Source organism: Psychrobacillus sp. NPDC096426 (genome assembly GCF_044762745.1).
Taxonomy (GTDB): domain Bacteria; phylum Bacillota; class Bacilli; order Bacillales_A; family Planococcaceae; genus Psychrobacillus.
In genome coordinates, this window is the sequence record NZ_JBIWEX010000021.1 from 1 (window position 1) to 15,610 (window position 15,610).

17 protein-coding genes and 1 other annotated feature are annotated in these 15,610 nt (G+C 37.2%); all 17 genes read right to left on the reverse strand.

The features are described 5' to 3' along the window. Positions 1 to 332: 332 nt before the first annotated feature. The 17 genes from ileS to ACIQYS_RS16500 all read right to left on the reverse strand — a co-directional run bounded on the left by ileS (position 333) and on the right by ACIQYS_RS16500 (position 15,609). Positions 333 to 3,083 (reverse strand): isoleucine--tRNA ligase, encoded by a 2,751-nt coding sequence (gene ileS, locus ACIQYS_RS16420; protein WP_402982229.1) that lies wholly within the window; start codon positions 3,081 to 3,083, stop codon positions 333 to 335. Between the two features lie 76 nt (positions 3,084 to 3,159). Further along, positions 3,160 to 3,383: a binding site (T-box leader), on the reverse strand. Positions 3,384 to 3,435: 52 nt separating this feature from the next. Then, positions 3,436 to 3,945 carry a DivIVA domain-containing protein gene (locus ACIQYS_RS16425; RefSeq protein WP_402982231.1) on the reverse strand — a complete coding sequence of 170 codons (510 nt, stop codon included), beginning with the start codon at positions 3,943 to 3,945 and terminating at the stop codon, positions 3,436 to 3,438. Positions 3,946 to 4,041: 96 nt separating this feature from the next. Then, the gene (locus tag ACIQYS_RS16430; RefSeq protein WP_402982234.1) at positions 4,042 to 4,830 is read right to left on the reverse strand and encodes a YlmH family RNA-binding protein; all 789 of its coding nucleotides are present in this window, start codon (positions 4,828 to 4,830) and stop codon (positions 4,042 to 4,044) included. Positions 4,831 to 4,877: 47 nt separating this feature from the next. Continuing rightward, complete coding sequence (locus ACIQYS_RS16435; protein ID WP_402982236.1) at positions 4,878 to 5,141, reverse strand: YggT family protein; 264 nt, start codon at positions 5,139 to 5,141, stop codon at positions 4,878 to 4,880. Between the two features lie 19 nt (positions 5,142 to 5,160). Next, the gene (locus tag ACIQYS_RS16440; RefSeq protein ID WP_402982238.1) at positions 5,161 to 5,637 is read right to left on the reverse strand and encodes a cell division protein SepF; all 477 of its coding nucleotides are present in this window, start codon (positions 5,635 to 5,637) and stop codon (positions 5,161 to 5,163) included. Then, the gene (locus tag ACIQYS_RS16445) at positions 5,634 to 6,326 is read right to left on the reverse strand and encodes a YggS family pyridoxal phosphate-dependent enzyme (protein ID WP_402982241.1); all 693 of its coding nucleotides are present in this window, start codon (positions 6,324 to 6,326) and stop codon (positions 5,634 to 5,636) included. Before ACIQYS_RS16445 ends, ACIQYS_RS16440 begins: the two co-directional genes overlap by 4 nt. Before the next feature lie 76 nt (positions 6,327 to 6,402). Further along, a complete protein-coding gene (locus ACIQYS_RS16450; protein WP_402982243.1) occupies positions 6,403 to 6,642 on the reverse strand; it encodes a PRC-barrel domain-containing protein in 240 nt (79 codons plus the stop codon). 108 nt (positions 6,643 to 6,750) lie between these two features. Continuing rightward, entirely contained in the window at positions 6,751 to 7,533 is a 783-nt protein-coding gene (gene sigG / locus ACIQYS_RS16455; RefSeq protein ID WP_402982245.1) for an RNA polymerase sporulation sigma factor SigG, read from the reverse strand. A 91-nt stretch (positions 7,534 to 7,624) separates the two neighbouring features. Then, on the reverse strand, positions 7,625 to 8,332 hold the full coding sequence (gene sigE, locus ACIQYS_RS16460; protein ID WP_402982248.1) for an RNA polymerase sporulation sigma factor SigE: 708 nt from the start codon (positions 8,330 to 8,332) through the stop codon (positions 7,625 to 7,627). Continuing rightward, positions 8,332 to 9,174 carry a sigma-E processing peptidase SpoIIGA gene (locus tag ACIQYS_RS16465; protein WP_402982250.1) on the reverse strand — a complete coding sequence of 281 codons (843 nt, stop codon included), beginning with the start codon at positions 9,172 to 9,174 and terminating at the stop codon, positions 8,332 to 8,334. The genes sigE and ACIQYS_RS16465 overlap by 1 nt, the downstream gene beginning before the upstream one ends. Before the next feature lie 544 nt (positions 9,175 to 9,718). Further along, a complete protein-coding gene (locus tag ACIQYS_RS16470) occupies positions 9,719 to 9,979 on the reverse strand; it encodes a hypothetical protein (RefSeq protein ID WP_402982252.1) in 261 nt (86 codons plus the stop codon). A gap of 323 nt (positions 9,980 to 10,302) precedes the next feature. Beyond that, a complete protein-coding gene (ftsZ, locus tag ACIQYS_RS16475) occupies positions 10,303 to 11,460 on the reverse strand; it encodes a cell division protein FtsZ (protein ID WP_402982255.1) in 1,158 nt (385 codons plus the stop codon). 42 nt (positions 11,461 to 11,502) lie between these two features. Continuing rightward, entirely contained in the window at positions 11,503 to 12,795 is a 1,293-nt protein-coding gene (gene ftsA / locus ACIQYS_RS16480) for a cell division protein FtsA (RefSeq protein ID WP_402982257.1), read from the reverse strand. Positions 12,796 to 12,906: 111 nt separating this feature from the next. Then, positions 12,907 to 13,257, reverse strand: coding sequence for a small basic family protein (locus tag ACIQYS_RS16485; protein WP_402982260.1), 351 nt, complete (start codon positions 13,255 to 13,257; stop codon positions 12,907 to 12,909). A gap of 3 nt (positions 13,258 to 13,260) precedes the next feature. Continuing rightward, a complete protein-coding gene (locus tag ACIQYS_RS16490; protein WP_402982262.1) occupies positions 13,261 to 13,980 on the reverse strand; it encodes a DUF881 domain-containing protein in 720 nt (239 codons plus the stop codon). Between the two features lie 128 nt (positions 13,981 to 14,108). Then, complete coding sequence (locus ACIQYS_RS16495; RefSeq protein WP_402982265.1) at positions 14,109 to 14,834, reverse strand: DUF881 domain-containing protein; 726 nt, start codon at positions 14,832 to 14,834, stop codon at positions 14,109 to 14,111. After that, positions 14,809 to 15,609, reverse strand: a complete 801-nt coding sequence (locus ACIQYS_RS16500) for a cell division protein FtsQ/DivIB (RefSeq protein WP_402982267.1) — start codon at positions 15,607 to 15,609, stop codon at positions 14,809 to 14,811. Before ACIQYS_RS16500 ends, ACIQYS_RS16495 begins: the two co-directional genes overlap by 26 nt. Between the last annotated feature and the right edge of the window lies 1 nt (position 15,610).

Here is a 15,610-nt window from a genome sequence, read left to right on the forward strand (position 1 = left end):
TACAAACATTCCATAAACTGTATAAAACCCTGTTTTTATCGAGTTGATATGGAGTAAGCAAGCAATTTCCATTGATTTTCGCTGCAGGCGGCGACCCCTGCCGGATAAGTGAGCAAAATGAGACTTCACAACGTACGCGTAGCGGCGGTGAAGGCTCATCGCTTACCCGGCGGAAAGCGTCCGTCTGTTGCGAAAATCATAGCGGTCACCTTACGACGTAGTTCCCCTATACTACGCCTAATTGTTTATAGGAAATTATACAAACAATATAAATTTCATTACTTCCTAAAGCATAAAAAATGTGGTCCTACATAAAGGACCACATTTACTAATTACATGTAATTTTCTTCTACAACATCCGCACATCGCGTACATAATGTTGCGTGTTTTTCATTCGTTCCAACCGTTTCTGAAATAGTCCAGCAGCGTTCGCATTTTTCTCCATCTGCCTTTTCTACTAACACAGATGCATGCTCCAGTACAAGACTATTTTCAGCAGCAGCTTCTACTAACTCAAACTGAGATACGATAAACAATTGTGCAAAATCAAGTGCATTTGTTTCAAACAATGATTTATATTCATCTTTCACATATAAAGTTACTTTTGCTTCTAATGATTTACCGATTGTTTTTGCATTACGTGCTTCTTCTAATGCTTTTAACACATCATCACGTAATTCCATAATTTTCGTCCATTTAGTAGCTAAGTCTGTGAAATCTGGATATTGTACCGCATCAGGCATATCCGTCAATTGAATACTAGCTTCTGTTTCATGCTCCAAATAAGCCCAAAGCTCATCTGTCGTATGCGGTAAAATTGGTGTCATTACTTTTAATAATGTAAGTAATGTATCATACATCACTGTTTGCATTGCACGACGATCTGCATGATTCTCTCCGTAAATGTATACAACATCCTTTGCAACATCTAAATAGAATGAGCTTAACTCACCTGCAACGAAATTATTTACAGCGTGGTAAACTGCTGCGAAATCGTAGCGATCATATGCCGCGCGAGCTGTTTTTAATACATCCTGCAAACGCATGAACACGTATTTATCCATTTCGCGTAAGTCTTCATATGCGACACGATCTGTTGAAGGGTTGAAGTCTGCAACGTTTCCATGTAAGAAACGGAACGTGTTACGAATTTTACGGTATACTTCTGATACTTGTTTCAACATATCCATCGAAATACGAACGTCGCCCGTATAATCGACAGATGCAACCCATAGACGTAAAATATCTGCACCATATTGGTTCATTACTTTAGATGGAAGAATTACATTACCAACTGATTTACTCATCTTGCGACCTTCTCCGTCCAACACGAAACCGTGAGACAGCAACCCTTTATATGGTGCGTATCCATTAATCGCAACACTTGTAATAAGAGAAGAGTTAAACCAGCCACGATATTGGTCAGATCCTTCTAAGTAAAGGTCGGCTGGATATTTCATTCCACGCTCTACAAGTACACCTTGGTGAGAAGAACCTGAGTCAAACCAAACGTCCATAATATCGTTTTCTTTCGTAAATTGACCATTTGGGCTACCCGGATGTGTAAAGCCTTCCGGTAATAGCTCTTTCGCTTCTTTTTGGAACCAAATATTAGACCCATGCTCACGGAACAATGTAGAGACATTCGCAATTGTTTCTGGTGTGATAATTGGCTCTCCGTTTTCCGCGTAGAAAATTGGAATCGGCACGCCCCATGCACGTTGGCGAGAAATAACCCAGTCCCCGCGATCACGAATCATATTATAAAGACGAGTTTCACCCCATGCAGGCGTAAATGCTGTTTCACGAACCGCTTGTAATAATTCATCGCGGAATGCATCAATAGAAGCAAACCATTGTGGTGTAGCACGATAAATAACTGGTTTTTTCGTACGCCAGTCATGTGGATAAGAATGCGTAAAGAATGTTAGTTTTTCAAGTCTACCTAGTTCTTTTAATTTTTCTGTTACTACTTTGTTTGCATCATCATAAAATAGTCCTTCAAAACCAGGTGCTTCATCTGTATAACAGCCACGGTTATCTACAGGGCTTAAAATATCCAAATCATATTGTTTTCCAATTAGATAGTCATCTTCCCCATGACCTGGTGCTGTATGAACGCAACCTGTACCAGCATCCGCCGTTACATGCTCCCCGACCATCACAAGGGAATCGCGATCATAAATTGGATGCTTCGCCACAATATATTCTAAATCTGCACCTTTTACTTCTTGTAGTAGTTCGTATGTTTCCCACTCTAAAGTTTCAGCTAATGATGCTAGTAAATCTTTCGCTACAATGTATTTATTGTCCGCTACTTGTACTACAGCATAAGTGAATTCAGGATGAACGGAAATACCTAAGTTAGCTGGAATAGTCCAAGGAGTTGTCGTCCAAATGATGAATTTTGCATCCGCTGGCACAACATCTTTTGCATCTTTTACTTCGAAGCTTACATAGATGGATGGTGATTTTTTATCTTGGTATTCAATCTCTGCTTCTGCTAATGCAGATTCGGAAGATGGTGACCAGTAAACTGGTTTTAAACCTTTATAAATATATCCTTTTTCAGCCATTTTACCGAACACTTCAATTTGACGGGCTTCAAACTCAGGTTTTAATGTAATATAAGGATTTTCCCAATCCCCACGAACGCCTAAACGACGGAATTGAGCACGTTGGTTGTCGATTTGCTCATAGGCATATTTTTCACAAAGTTCACGGAACTCCGCAACTGTCATTTCTTTTCTTTTTACCCCTTTATTAGTTAACGCTTGCTCGATTGGTAGTCCGTGCGTATCCCAACCTGGAACGTAAGGTACATGATAACCCGTCATGGAGCGATGACGAGTTATCATATCTTTTAGTACTTTATTTAATGCATGCCCGATATGAATATCTCCGTTTGCATATGGAGGTCCATCATGTAGGATGAATTCTGGACGATCCTTTGTACGCTCTAACTGTAATTTGTTAATGTCCATTTCATTCCATTTATCTTGCATTTTCGGTTCATTTGCTGGTAAATTTCCGCGCATTGGGAAATCCGTTTTCGGCATTAATAATGTGTCTTTGTATTCCATTTAAATTCCTCCTTATATTTGAAAAGCGGAAGCGCGATTGAAGTTGGGCTAGACAACAAAAAAACTCCTCATCCCCAAAAGGGACGAGAAGTTTAGACTCGCGGTACCACCCTACTTGCGATTTTGTAAAAAATCGCCGCTTAGTATGCCATAACGGGGCATAAACCGAAGACACTTACTTTCTTTTTGGGTGTCCTTGCTCCAAAGTGATAATCTAAAATAATTTCATTGCTTGAGCTCTCACCATCCTCAAGTCGCTTATTCGAAAACAATTTTAGACGTCTTTTTCAACGCATAATTATATGATATGAAATCATTATAGAAAATGTAAGTCCATCAGTCAAGAATTGTATTATTCTTCTGTCGCCGAAATTCGGTCAAGGCTCTCTGTATCCACATCATACTCCATTAAATGATTCCAGTCATCTGTATTGATCAAATCGAGTTGTGCTTCTACTAGCATTTTAAAACGATTACGGAAAACCTTTGACTGTTTTTTCAAGTCCTCAATTTCAATTGCAACTCTTCTTGCTTTGGATAGTGCTTCATTAACAATACGATCCGCGTTTTTTTCTGCTTCTTTTACGATTAACTTCGCTTCTTTTTGAGAGTTTCTTCGTACTTCTTCAGCAGCTTCCTGTGCGACAACGATAGACTTATGTAAAGTCTCTTCAATCGATGTGAAATGCCCAACTTTTTCGCTTGAAGATTTTAATTTGGTTTCCAGATCTTTTTTTTCTTTTATTAAGATTTCAAGATCTTTCATTATTTGATCAAGGAATTCATTTACTTCATCTTCATTATATCCTCGAAATCCTTTACTAAACTCCTTGTTATGAATATCAAGTGGTGTTAGTGGCATTTGTTCCATCTCCTTTGACTAGACTATCATTCTTCTCTCTATTATACATTTACGTTAGGGGGAATACATCTAAAATTCGAAGATTGTTGCATATTTTTATTTTTTTTGCTCTAAACGACCGATTTGAAGTCGTATTTTATCTTTTTTTGTTCTTCCTTCGATCATTAATAACTTCACTCGTCCCAATCCACGAATGGAAAGTAAGTCTAATTCCTGCAATTCCAAAGAAGTCTGGTCTTTCTCTGCCCAGTTTACTTTCACTTTGCCTCCGGAAATAAGCGAAGCAGACTTTTGTCGAGATATATTAAAAACAGCAGAAAGTACTGTATCTAAACGTAAAGAACTTACCGTCAATGTTTCCATTAACCACTCTTCCGACTGCTCAAAATAATTTAGCTTGTCCTCTACTAATTCCATTTGAACCTTCACTTTTCCTATAGAAGTAAAGTTCGCTCGGACATAGTCCAATACTTCTGAAGCAACAACAAATTGAATGGCACCTTCCACAACGCGAATATCCCCAAATTTACTCCGGTCCATGCCTAGTGACATCATCGACCCAAGTACATCTTTATGCTTCAACGTAACAAACTTCGTCGGATATTTCACTTCCACAACAGATATCGAGAAATCCTCAGTCGTAGGAACAAAATAAGAAGGATACAATAAAACTCTCTTTCGTTCCGCTTGATCTAGCGCACCATTTTCTTCCGAGTGGATTCCTTCATATTGCCTACGAATTGAATCGACGATAAATTGTTGTCTTGGGTCTAAGAAATCCGTTAGTTTCGGTGCATATCTGTTTTCTACTTCATGCATCATACTCACGACTTGCTCTATAAATGGCTGCTCTTCTTTCCTAAAATGTTGTAACACATGTTCCATATAAAGTTATCTCCTTATGTATAATAAAAACCCCACAAATGTGAGGTTCAAATAAATGCTAGTAAAAGATATGCTACTCCATTCATTGCAAGCTGTAAAGTGAAAATGGCAACAATCGGTGAGATGTCAATCATACCTAGTGGTGGGATGATTTTTCGGAATATTGATAAATACGGTTCGCAAATTCTTCCTAAAAACACTCCGATAGTTGATTGCTGAATACTTGGTACCCATGACATTAAAATATAGACGATCAATGCATACGTATATATTGTCACTGCTTGACTTAACAAGCTTAAAAATAAAATCATATTTGAAATTGCTCCTCTATTAATCTAAGTCGTTATAATAATAATCCGAAATGGCTCCTGCTACTTCTACGGAATCTGGTGCACAAAGGAAAATATCTGTACCAACTCGTTGAATGTCTCCACCTAAAGCGTATACGGTTCCGCTTAAAAAGTCGATGATTCTGATTCCTTGATCTTTATCAATACGTTGTAAATTTACAATCACTGCTTTTTTACTTTTCAAGTGTTCTGAAATATCTTGAGCTTCCGCATAAACACGTGGTTCTATTAACATTACTTTAGAAGACTTTTGCACATTTTGAATGCTTACTAAATTTGGTACAGCCGTTTCTTTAGGTGTCGTATTAAATTTACGCTCTTTCATAGGAGTCTTAACCGGTTGTTGTCGCATTTGACTTTCTACTGGTTGTTGCTGAGGTCTTGGCTGCTGTGCCGCTGAATTTTCTTCCTCTTCGTCTAAGTAGAAGAAATTTTTCATCCAGTTTTTCATGCTCATTTAATTTCCTCCCTCTCTTTACCTACTAATGCTGTTCCAATTCTAATAAATGTAGCACCTTCCTCAATTGCAATTTCATAGTCTCCGGACATTCCCATGGATAGCTCAGTACATGGAGCATGGATTAACTTTTTAGCTGCAATTTTTTCTTGTAGTTCTTTTAACTGACGAAAGACATTACGGATAACGGAATAATCGTCTGTATTAGGAGCCATTGTCATCAAGCCAACGACACGTATACGGGAGTAATTTTCTAACTCACTTATAAAAGTCTCTACTTCTCCGATTGAAAGACCATGTTTTGACTCTTCTTCCGATACATTTACTTGTACAAAACAATCTTTTGTGGAAGTTGCTCTTTTCTCAATTTCATCTGCTAAACTAATACGGTCGAGTGAATGCAAATAATCCACAACATTAATGACTGCCTTTACTTTTCTCGTTTGTAGCGATCCTATGTAATGCCATTTGACATTGTCTGAAATGGCATCTAATTTGTTCTTAAGTCCATCTGGTCTATTTTCTCCTAGATGTATCATGCCAGTGTCGATTACTTCTTTCGTACGATCCACGGAAACTTCTTTTGTCACCGCAATAATCGTAACATCCTCCATTTCTCTTTCGGACCGGCTACAAGCTTCTTGAATATGTTCTTTTATTTGTTGTAAATTTTGCTGTACGTTTGTCATATGAAAACCAACTTTTCATCATTTGTTTTTGTTTATTGTATCAATGAAAGACTGATTTATCAATGATGAAACTTGCCTATTCTATGTTTTTCGAAACAATTATTACATCTTTTCCAATTATAGCTATATTTTGAACAGCTATTTTTTGGGTTTCCCTTTTTTTGTTAAAGAAAGTCGGATAAGCTCCATTTGTTTCAACGATAAAAGAAATAATATGCCCGCTTTCTTTATCAACTTCCGCATCAACTATAAATCCTAATAATTGGCCACTACTCGCTTCAATTACTTCCTTTTGCTGTGCATCAGAAAATTTCATAGTTTACCTCCTTCTTAACACATTGTATGAGCGAAATCGTAAAAAAACGCTTCTTCTATGCAGAAAAAGCGTTTCGTTTATTTTTCGTCTTAATATTTGAACAAATAATTATTTAGGATTCAAATGACTTTGAATCGTTGATAGGGCACTTTTTTCTAAGCGGGAAATTTGTGCCTGTGATAATCCTAAATCCTTTGCGATTTCTGTTTGTGTTGCCCCATAATAAATTCTTTTAGTTAATATTTTCTTTTGTCTAGCATCGAGATTTTGGAAACTTTCTTTTACTGTAAAATATGTTACCCATTGCTCTTCGGATACATCATTATCACATAACTGATCCATCATATAAATGGCGTCTCCTCCATCACTAAAAATAGGTTCTTGGAGTGAAACCGGATCTTGAATAGCATCTAAGGAAAGTAATATATCTTCCACTGAGATATCGAGTATTTTCGATAAATCATCTAGTGTTGGTTCTTGTAAATGCTCATTTATATATTGTTCTTTTGCTTTCATCGCTTTATAGGCAATATCTCTTAACGACCTAGAAACACGTACAGAGTGATGATCGCGTAAATGTCTTTTAATTTCTCCAATAATCATCGGGACAGCATACGTGGAAAAACGAACGTTATGCTTTAAGTCAAAGTTCTCTATGGACTTAATCAGTCCAATACATCCAACCTGGAACAGGTCATCTGCTTGTTCCCCGCGGTATGCAAATCGTTGAACAAGACTTAAAACTAGCCTTAAATTACACATAACTAGTTCTTCTTTAACTGACTCTTCACCTGCTTGTAACCTGATAAACAATTCTTTCATTTCTTCATGCTTAAGTAAAGGAAGCTTAGATGTATCAATGCCGCATAATTCTACTTTTGTTCTCGTCATAGATCTTCCTCCGGACTTTTTAATTGGTTCTTAATCAGTTTGTCCGGTGGAGTAAAGATTATTCCGAGGGAGAGTCATCCAATTTCACCCATCATGCAATTGGTTCATTTAACAGCTCTTTTAAGTCTAAAATTATTTTCTTTTCTAAACGAGATATATATGACTGCGAGATGCCTAAATGATCCGCGACTTCTTTTTGCGTCATTTCTTCTTTTCCATTCAAACCAAAGCGACATTGCATTATATATTTTTCGCGATTTCCAAGTAAATTAATCGCTTCAAACACGTGTTGTCGCTCTAGTTTTTTTTCTACATCTTCAATGATTAGATCTTCACTCGTTCCTAATATATCAGATAAAAGCAATTCATTTCCGTCTGAGTCAGAATTTAATGGTTCATCAAAAGAAACTTCTGATTTCATGCGATTCGTTTTTCTTAGATGCATTAATATTTCGTTTTCAATACATCTTGATGCATATGTAGCAAGCTTAATCCCTTTATCGAGATTAAATGTTTCTACCGCTTTAATAAGTCCAATTGAACCGATACTGATGAGATCTTCAATATTCGTATTTGTTTGATCAAACCTTCTTGCAATATACACAACAAGTCTTAAATTCCGTTCGATTAATATATCTCTTGCACGCTCGTTTCCATCCATAAAAGCTAAAAGCATTTCACGTTCTTCTTCTCTTGTTAGCGGTTTTGGTAATGATTCATTACCACCGATGTAATGTACTCCGCTTCTTTTAAAAGATAATATCCAATAATATATTCGGCGCAAAAATCTCAACAGCATTATCTAACACTCCTTTTCTTTAAATGGAAATAAGAAGAACTATGCAAAATTCCATCTGCTCCATGTGGAAATTTATCTTTCACTCTTGTCATGACAATATATCCTTTAGGTAATGGCAAATCATTTACTATCCATTCTTCATACTTTATCCCAATTACCCAAGTCTTCTCTTTTTGTATCGTAGATATTGGTATTAATCGTAATTTTGTAGCATATTCTTTGGAGAGTTTGTCCAGTCCTTTATCTTTATCAAACTCCCAGTCACTAATCGCATGAAACAATTTTTTTGGTAACACATCCTGTAACACTTCAGCCGCAACGAAATGTACTGGATCATTGGAAAGTGGTTCTTTACATACATTCCCTGAATCAATAAAAAGAGTTAACTCCTTTGTTTCCCCAAACAAGGTTATATGAGAGGCATATAATAACTCTCTTTCTGCATTCGAAATGTTTAGATGTAGCACATGTTTAGTTAAGAAGTATAGTCCGCCGATTGCGATTAGTGCAAAATTTACTATCATAAATCCATTATTACTATTGCTATACATCGGTGCTATTGCGGTTAGTAATCCGCCAGCAAAAATGCTTGCAAGTAATGTCAATGTAATCGCTTTAACGATTTGTGTACGTTTGTTCCAAAAAGCAATGCCAATCATCACAAAAAAAGATAAAAATACCGTACTTATATGATGAGAGAAAATGACTGTAATCACTCCAGCAGTAAAAGCTGAAAGGAACAAATATCTTTTTTGGTTTTCTATCCAACCAATTTTATTTGCAAATGCTAACACGGTATAGTTGAAAAAAGTATTAGTTGCAATCATGACTTCCGCGTACATGATTCTCCCTCCTTTTTTACTAAATGGTACCATGTCACTTTTAAAAACTTTGTCAAAAGAACGGTGGAAAAGCACCTTTTTTAACGACAAAAAAACATAATAAAAAAACTGCATGTCTATAAGATAGTTCACAGTATAGGAATAATGGGTCAAGGAATTAACCGCTAGGATTTCCGCTACAGGGCTTGCTAACTGAGTAGTGCCGTTGCTCTAAATCTAATCTCATATCCAATAACTGGTTAAGAACAACAACCAGACACCGGGAGCAATCATTTCTTAAAAGAACGAGTTAATTTGGAAAGAGATGACGATAAATATGCGACATCATCCAAATAAATGGCTGGATGAAATGTACTTGGAGGGAGGATTGTCCAATTATTTTAGGGGATTGTCCAACTTTGGGGAGAGATTGTCCAACTTTAGGGAGGGATCGTCCAACTTCTAAACGATTGTCCAACTTTCATGCTTGATTGTCCAACTATTTGAGGGGATTGTCCAGGTTTAGTAAGAGTTCGTCCAAGTTTAGGGAGGGATCGTCCAAGTTCTAAACGATTGTCCAACTTCGGGGAGAGATTGTCCAAGTTCTAAACGATTGTCCAACTTTCATGCTAGATTGTCCATCTATTTGAGGGGATTGTCCAGGTTTAGTAAGAGTTCGTCCAACTTTAGGGAGGGATCGTCCAAGTTCTAACTCTTGGCCAACTTTCATGCTAGATTGTCCATCTATTTGAGCTGATTGTCCAGGTTTAGTAAGAGTTCGTCCAACTTTGGGGAGGGATCGTCCAAGTTCTAAACGATTGTCCAACTTTCATGCTAGATTGTCCATCTATTTGAGGGGATTGTCCAGGTTTAGTAAGAGATTGTCCAACTTTGGGGAGGGTTCGTCCAAGTTCTAAACGATTGTCCAACTTTCATGCTAGATTGTCCATCTATTTGAGCTGATTGTCCAGGTTTAGTAAGAGATTGTCCAACTTTGGGTAGAGTTCGTCCATGTTATTATTCTAGTGCAGCGGAAATCATAACGGACACTTAATATACGAAGCCCCATATTAATAATTTCCCATACAAAAAACTATCTCCAAATCGATTTTGATCGAATTTGAAGATAGCTTTATCAGTCATTTTATATTATCGACGTTGACGATTTCTTAAGAACGTTGGGATGTCTAGTGCATCTTCTTGTGGATGGTTAGACACTTGACGTTCCCGTTCATGTTGTACTGGTTGTTGTATTTCTTCTTTACGTTGTTCACGGATTGGAGTAGATGGAGCAGCTTGTTGTGTTCTACTTCCTCCAAAACCAGTAGATCTTGGCTGTTTTTGCATTAGAAGTTCTTCATTGAAGCCCGTTGCAATTACCGTCACAACAATTTCATCTTTCAAATTATCATTAATAACCGAACCGAAGATCATGTTCACTTCTTCATCCGAAGCCGAAGCAACGATATCAGCAGCTTCTTGTACTTCGAACAAACTTAAGTTAGAACCACCAGTAATATTCATCAGCACTCCAGTTGCACCATCAATAGATGTTTCAAGTAATGGGCTGGAAATTGCTTTTTTCGCTGCTTCTGCTGCACGATTTTCACCTGAGGATATACCAATCCCCATAAGTGCTGCCCCTTTATCGGACATAATCGTTTTGACATCAGCAAAGTCCAAGTTGATAAGTCCTGGTACCGCGATTAAATCAGAAATACCTTGAACCCCTTGACGTAATACATTATCTGCTTCTCTAAAAGCTTCTAGCATCGGTGTATTTTTGTCTACGATTTCCAATAAGCGATCATTTGGGATGACAATTAGCGTATCAACCGATTCTTTCATCATACCGATACCGCCTACAGCTTGCGTAGAGCGTTTACGACCTTCAAACGTAAATGGTCGTGTTACAACACCAACCGTTAGTGCGCCTAGATCACGTGCAATTTGAGCGATTACAGGGGCAGCACCAGTACCAGTACCTCCACCCATTCCAGCTGTAACGAACACCATGTCTGCGCCTTTTAATGCTTCTTCAATAAGTTCTTTACTTTCTTCTGCTGCCTTTTTACCGACTTCTGGATTTGCACCTGCTCCTAATCCACGAGTTAATTTACCACCAATTTGTAGTTTTACTTCGGCTTCTGACATTTTTAAAGCTTGGGCATCTGTATTAACAGCGATAAAGTCTACTCCTTGAACTCCATGTTCAATCATTCGATTAACCGCATTATTACCGCCGCCACCTACTCCAATAACTTTAATAACGGCTAATTGATCTTCGTTTGTTTCAAATTCTAACATGCTATTGCCTCCTATATTCTCTCAGCTATGATAAAGGTTTTGTTATTCAAAAAATTTGTCGAAAAACTTCTTCGCTTTTGACATTGCGCTTTCTTTGTTTTCATTTGTCGAATTTTGAACAGTTTGTTTTTGTTTTTTAGGACTTGAAACTGCTTCACTACTAGCCATTTGTGCTAATGCTTGGCTATTACCAATTTTACCATAGAAAAGATCTTCTTTATAGGCATATCTTATAAGACCAACAGCAGTCGTATATTGAGGTTCGCGCACCCCAATATAATCTGGTGTGTACAATCTCACTCTTGTTTGTAGAATATGTCTCGCTAATTGACCTATTCCTTCCAATTTAGAAACGCCCCCGGTAATGACTACACCACCAGGCAGATCTTGGAGACCCATTTTATAAAACTCTTCTAATACCAATTCAAATAATTCTTCTAGACGAACGCCAATGATTTCTGCAATATACCGCTGAGAATATTGTTCTTTCATATCTGCCCCAATTACTGGAACTTCAAAAAGTTCATCATCTGAAGCATCATCGTAAAAGGCATGTCCATATTTCAACTTAATCATTTCTGCTTGTTCCGTCGGCGTTTTTAATACAATCGATAAATCTTTTGTAAGATGATCTCCACCAACCGGAATAACAGTTGTATTGATTAAATGCCCTTCATTGAAAATAGCTATGGTAGTAGAACCACCACCAATATCAATATAGGCAGTACCATGGTTTTTTTCATCTTCTGATAAAGCAAAATGACCACCTGCTAATGGTTGCAAATATATCTCTCTAATTTGCAGACCAGCTCTTTCTACACACCGCAACACATTATGTAAAATTGTTTTCGATGTAGTCATCATAATTCCATCCAGCTCGAGACGAGTGCCAATCATTCCGCGTGGATCTTTTATTTCTTCAAGATGATCCACAATGAATTGCTTTGGTGCAATATTGATCAATTCTCTCTCTGGTGGGATAGACATTACTTGAGCAGATTCAATGACACGTTCCAGATCACCATCAGTAATTTCTCTATCTTCTCTATTTACAGCTACTACGCCTTTAACACTTTGGATATTTGCCAAATTTGCTGGAATTCCTAGAACGATTTCATGGATAGACATCCCGATCATTCTTTCCGCTTCGCTTATTGCTTTTTTAATAGACTGAACAGTTGCGTCTATATCAACAATGGTGCCCTTTCGAATACCATTTGATTTTACATTACCTACACCTATTACGTGCAGCGAGTCGTCATTCATTTCTCCGATTAATACTTTAATAGAAGACGACCCGATATCTAGTGATACATACAATTCTGATTGATTCAACCCGTGGCACCTCCTATTTACTCTTTAACTATTATTCTAGTGGAAAAACCTTATAAAGTCTAAAACTTTATAATACAGCAGTTAAATATTCTAATTTTTCATACATATTATTCATGCATTTTTTCTTTCTGACCATTTTGTCAATAATATACGGCGTATCACTGCTATATTTTGGAACAACCGAACGCCGAATGCAAAAATAGCAGCCAAATATAAATCTACCCCAAGATGAACCCCTAAAAAAGCAAGCGCTGCTGCTAGCCCAATATTGAAGAAAAATCCAGTTACAAAAACCTTGTCATCATACACACGTTGTAATTGTGCTCTAATTCCCCCAAAAAGCGTATCGAGAGCCGCTAGTACAGCAATAGACAAATAGCTTTCATATATTTCCGGAATTTGGATATCTGTTAAAAGACCAAGGGAAATCCCGAGTATTAAACCTAATAATGGCAACCACATACGTTACTCTCCTCCTGGGATCTCTTGTAAGAATTGTTTGTTTACTGATTGGTCATAACCGGAAATAGTAAGATTGTTTACAGGGTCACCGATTTCTAACATTAGATTATCGATGTAAAAATCGTCACCGATGGCGGACGCCTCTAATTGATTATACATTTTTTTGGCATCTTCAAACGATGATGTACCTATCTTTATCGTAAAAGGAGCATTTCGTATTGCAAAATTATTGACCGTTGTTTTCCCATTAACATCTCTTATTGCCGACGAATAAATAATACGTTTTCCGTCTATGTCTACAACTTTTGCTTTAAACCGATTAATTTCGTTGACCAATCGAATAAGTAAGTCGGGTGAAATTCCTTCGATAGTTTGTCCTACAGCGATACTTTCTAATGATGGTTTTACAGTAATAGTGAGCCCGGGACCATTAAACACTTCAATTCCGATATCTTTTTTCAATTGGTTCACTGTATCATTTAATGCGATTGCTGGACTTTCGTTCTTCATATTTTCGTATTTACCAATCGTTTGCTCTAGCATACGTACTTCCGATAATAACTCTGAATGTAATTCCGTTTCTCTAGCAAGTTCCTGGCGAATGGCCCAAATGTCTCTCGTGTCTCTCGTTTCTGGATTTTTAACGGTATTATATTGAACAGCTAACATAAAACCAACTATTAACAAAATGATCGTAAACCGAATATAGACGGCTTTTTTCATTATTCGGCCTCCTTTATTGCTCAGGAAATTATAAAATTTACGGCATATGGACAACATTCTACAAGTAATTCTTCGTCCAGGCTCCTGCGCAAGCCCGTTGCAGTTACGCTTGCGCTTTTGTTAGTTCGTTAGCCTTTTTCATCCCGTAGTGCGGGCATCGTTATATTCCCTTTTTCTTCAACCATCACGACAATATTATCGCTTGTTAGCTGGTCTATAACGCCACCTCCTAGTTGGACTGAAGCTAACAGGACAGCGGGATCTCCTACTGCTTCGATTGTAAACGGTGCCGGGAATGTCTTTCCATCTATCGTTATTACAGGGCCTGTACAACGGATAAACGAATTCGCTCGAAGCCTCTGTCCATTAATAGAAATCGCTTCTGCTCCCGAAATTTTTAACTCGTTCACCACTTTAAAAACATGGCTCTCATGTACAATATAATCATTCGGGTTTTCTTTGGATGGGTTATATGCGCCATCTTCCAATGAAACGACTATTCCCTTTCCTTGTGACGGAATATCACCCATTAATAATCTTAACTTTTCGGCTTCTTTGACTAATTCTTCTACACTTTCTTCACTATTTGCAAATGATTGTTCCAAGTTACGAATCGCTTGCTGTTTTCTATTTATTTCTTCTGTTAGTTCCTTATTTCTTTCTTTTTGATCGATTAAATCTTCTCTATATTTGGTCTGTTCCAAAAAACTTTCGCTAGTTATATTTCTTTCAGATTCATTTTCTACAGCTATACTGTAAGAATAGGCAAGTATAAAGCCTAAAACTAAACTTACTAAGGATATTAATATTCGACCTCGAGAAGGAATTTTAAGGAGTTTGTTGCTCTTTTTCAAGCTCCATCACCTCCTCTTTTATTTCTTCGTTCGATGAATCTACATATGGTTGGAAGAATGAGCCAACCTCTAAGTCGATAATGCCTTTTACGTTTGGATCTAGCTGCGATACAATGGATGGATAATAATTCATCTTTTGGGCAAACGACGGGATAATGGCTTTTATTTCATTACCATCATTCATAAATACTTGAATCGAATAGGCATCATTTTCTGTTGGCGTATAGATGATTTGCGAAATCGTTAACAGTACTTCTGGCTGTAAGTTTGCTAATTCTTTTATTAATCTTAGACGAACTTTTTGTTCTTTAAATCCTGAAAAAATTGGACCTTCCAGTGGTAAGACTTGTCCGTCTGTCTCAATCACTTTGCCATTTTCTAATATAATTTGGAGTATTCCATCTTTTTCCTCATAGCCAATTTGTTTGTATTCCTCCACCTGAATATGTACTCCCGTTAACCAGTCGCGATTTACGTGAGCAGATTTTACCCACTCATTTTGTTCTAACGTTTTTTCAATGTTCTTTTCTTTAAAGCCCCACATTGAATCGCCCAAGTTTAATGTACTTTGCTCCATGTACTTCTCTTTTGGAACGAGTGACGCACCTTTCAGCTCAATTGTCTGTACTTGACTATAGGACGATTGGAAATAAAGAACGATTAAAAGAGTGGTGACAAAGAGAAAAAGTAGAATGGAAAACTTTTTGTTTGTTCTACGTCTTCTACGTTCTTTTAAAGTAGGTATGCGATCTTCAATATCAATGATTTTTTCCATT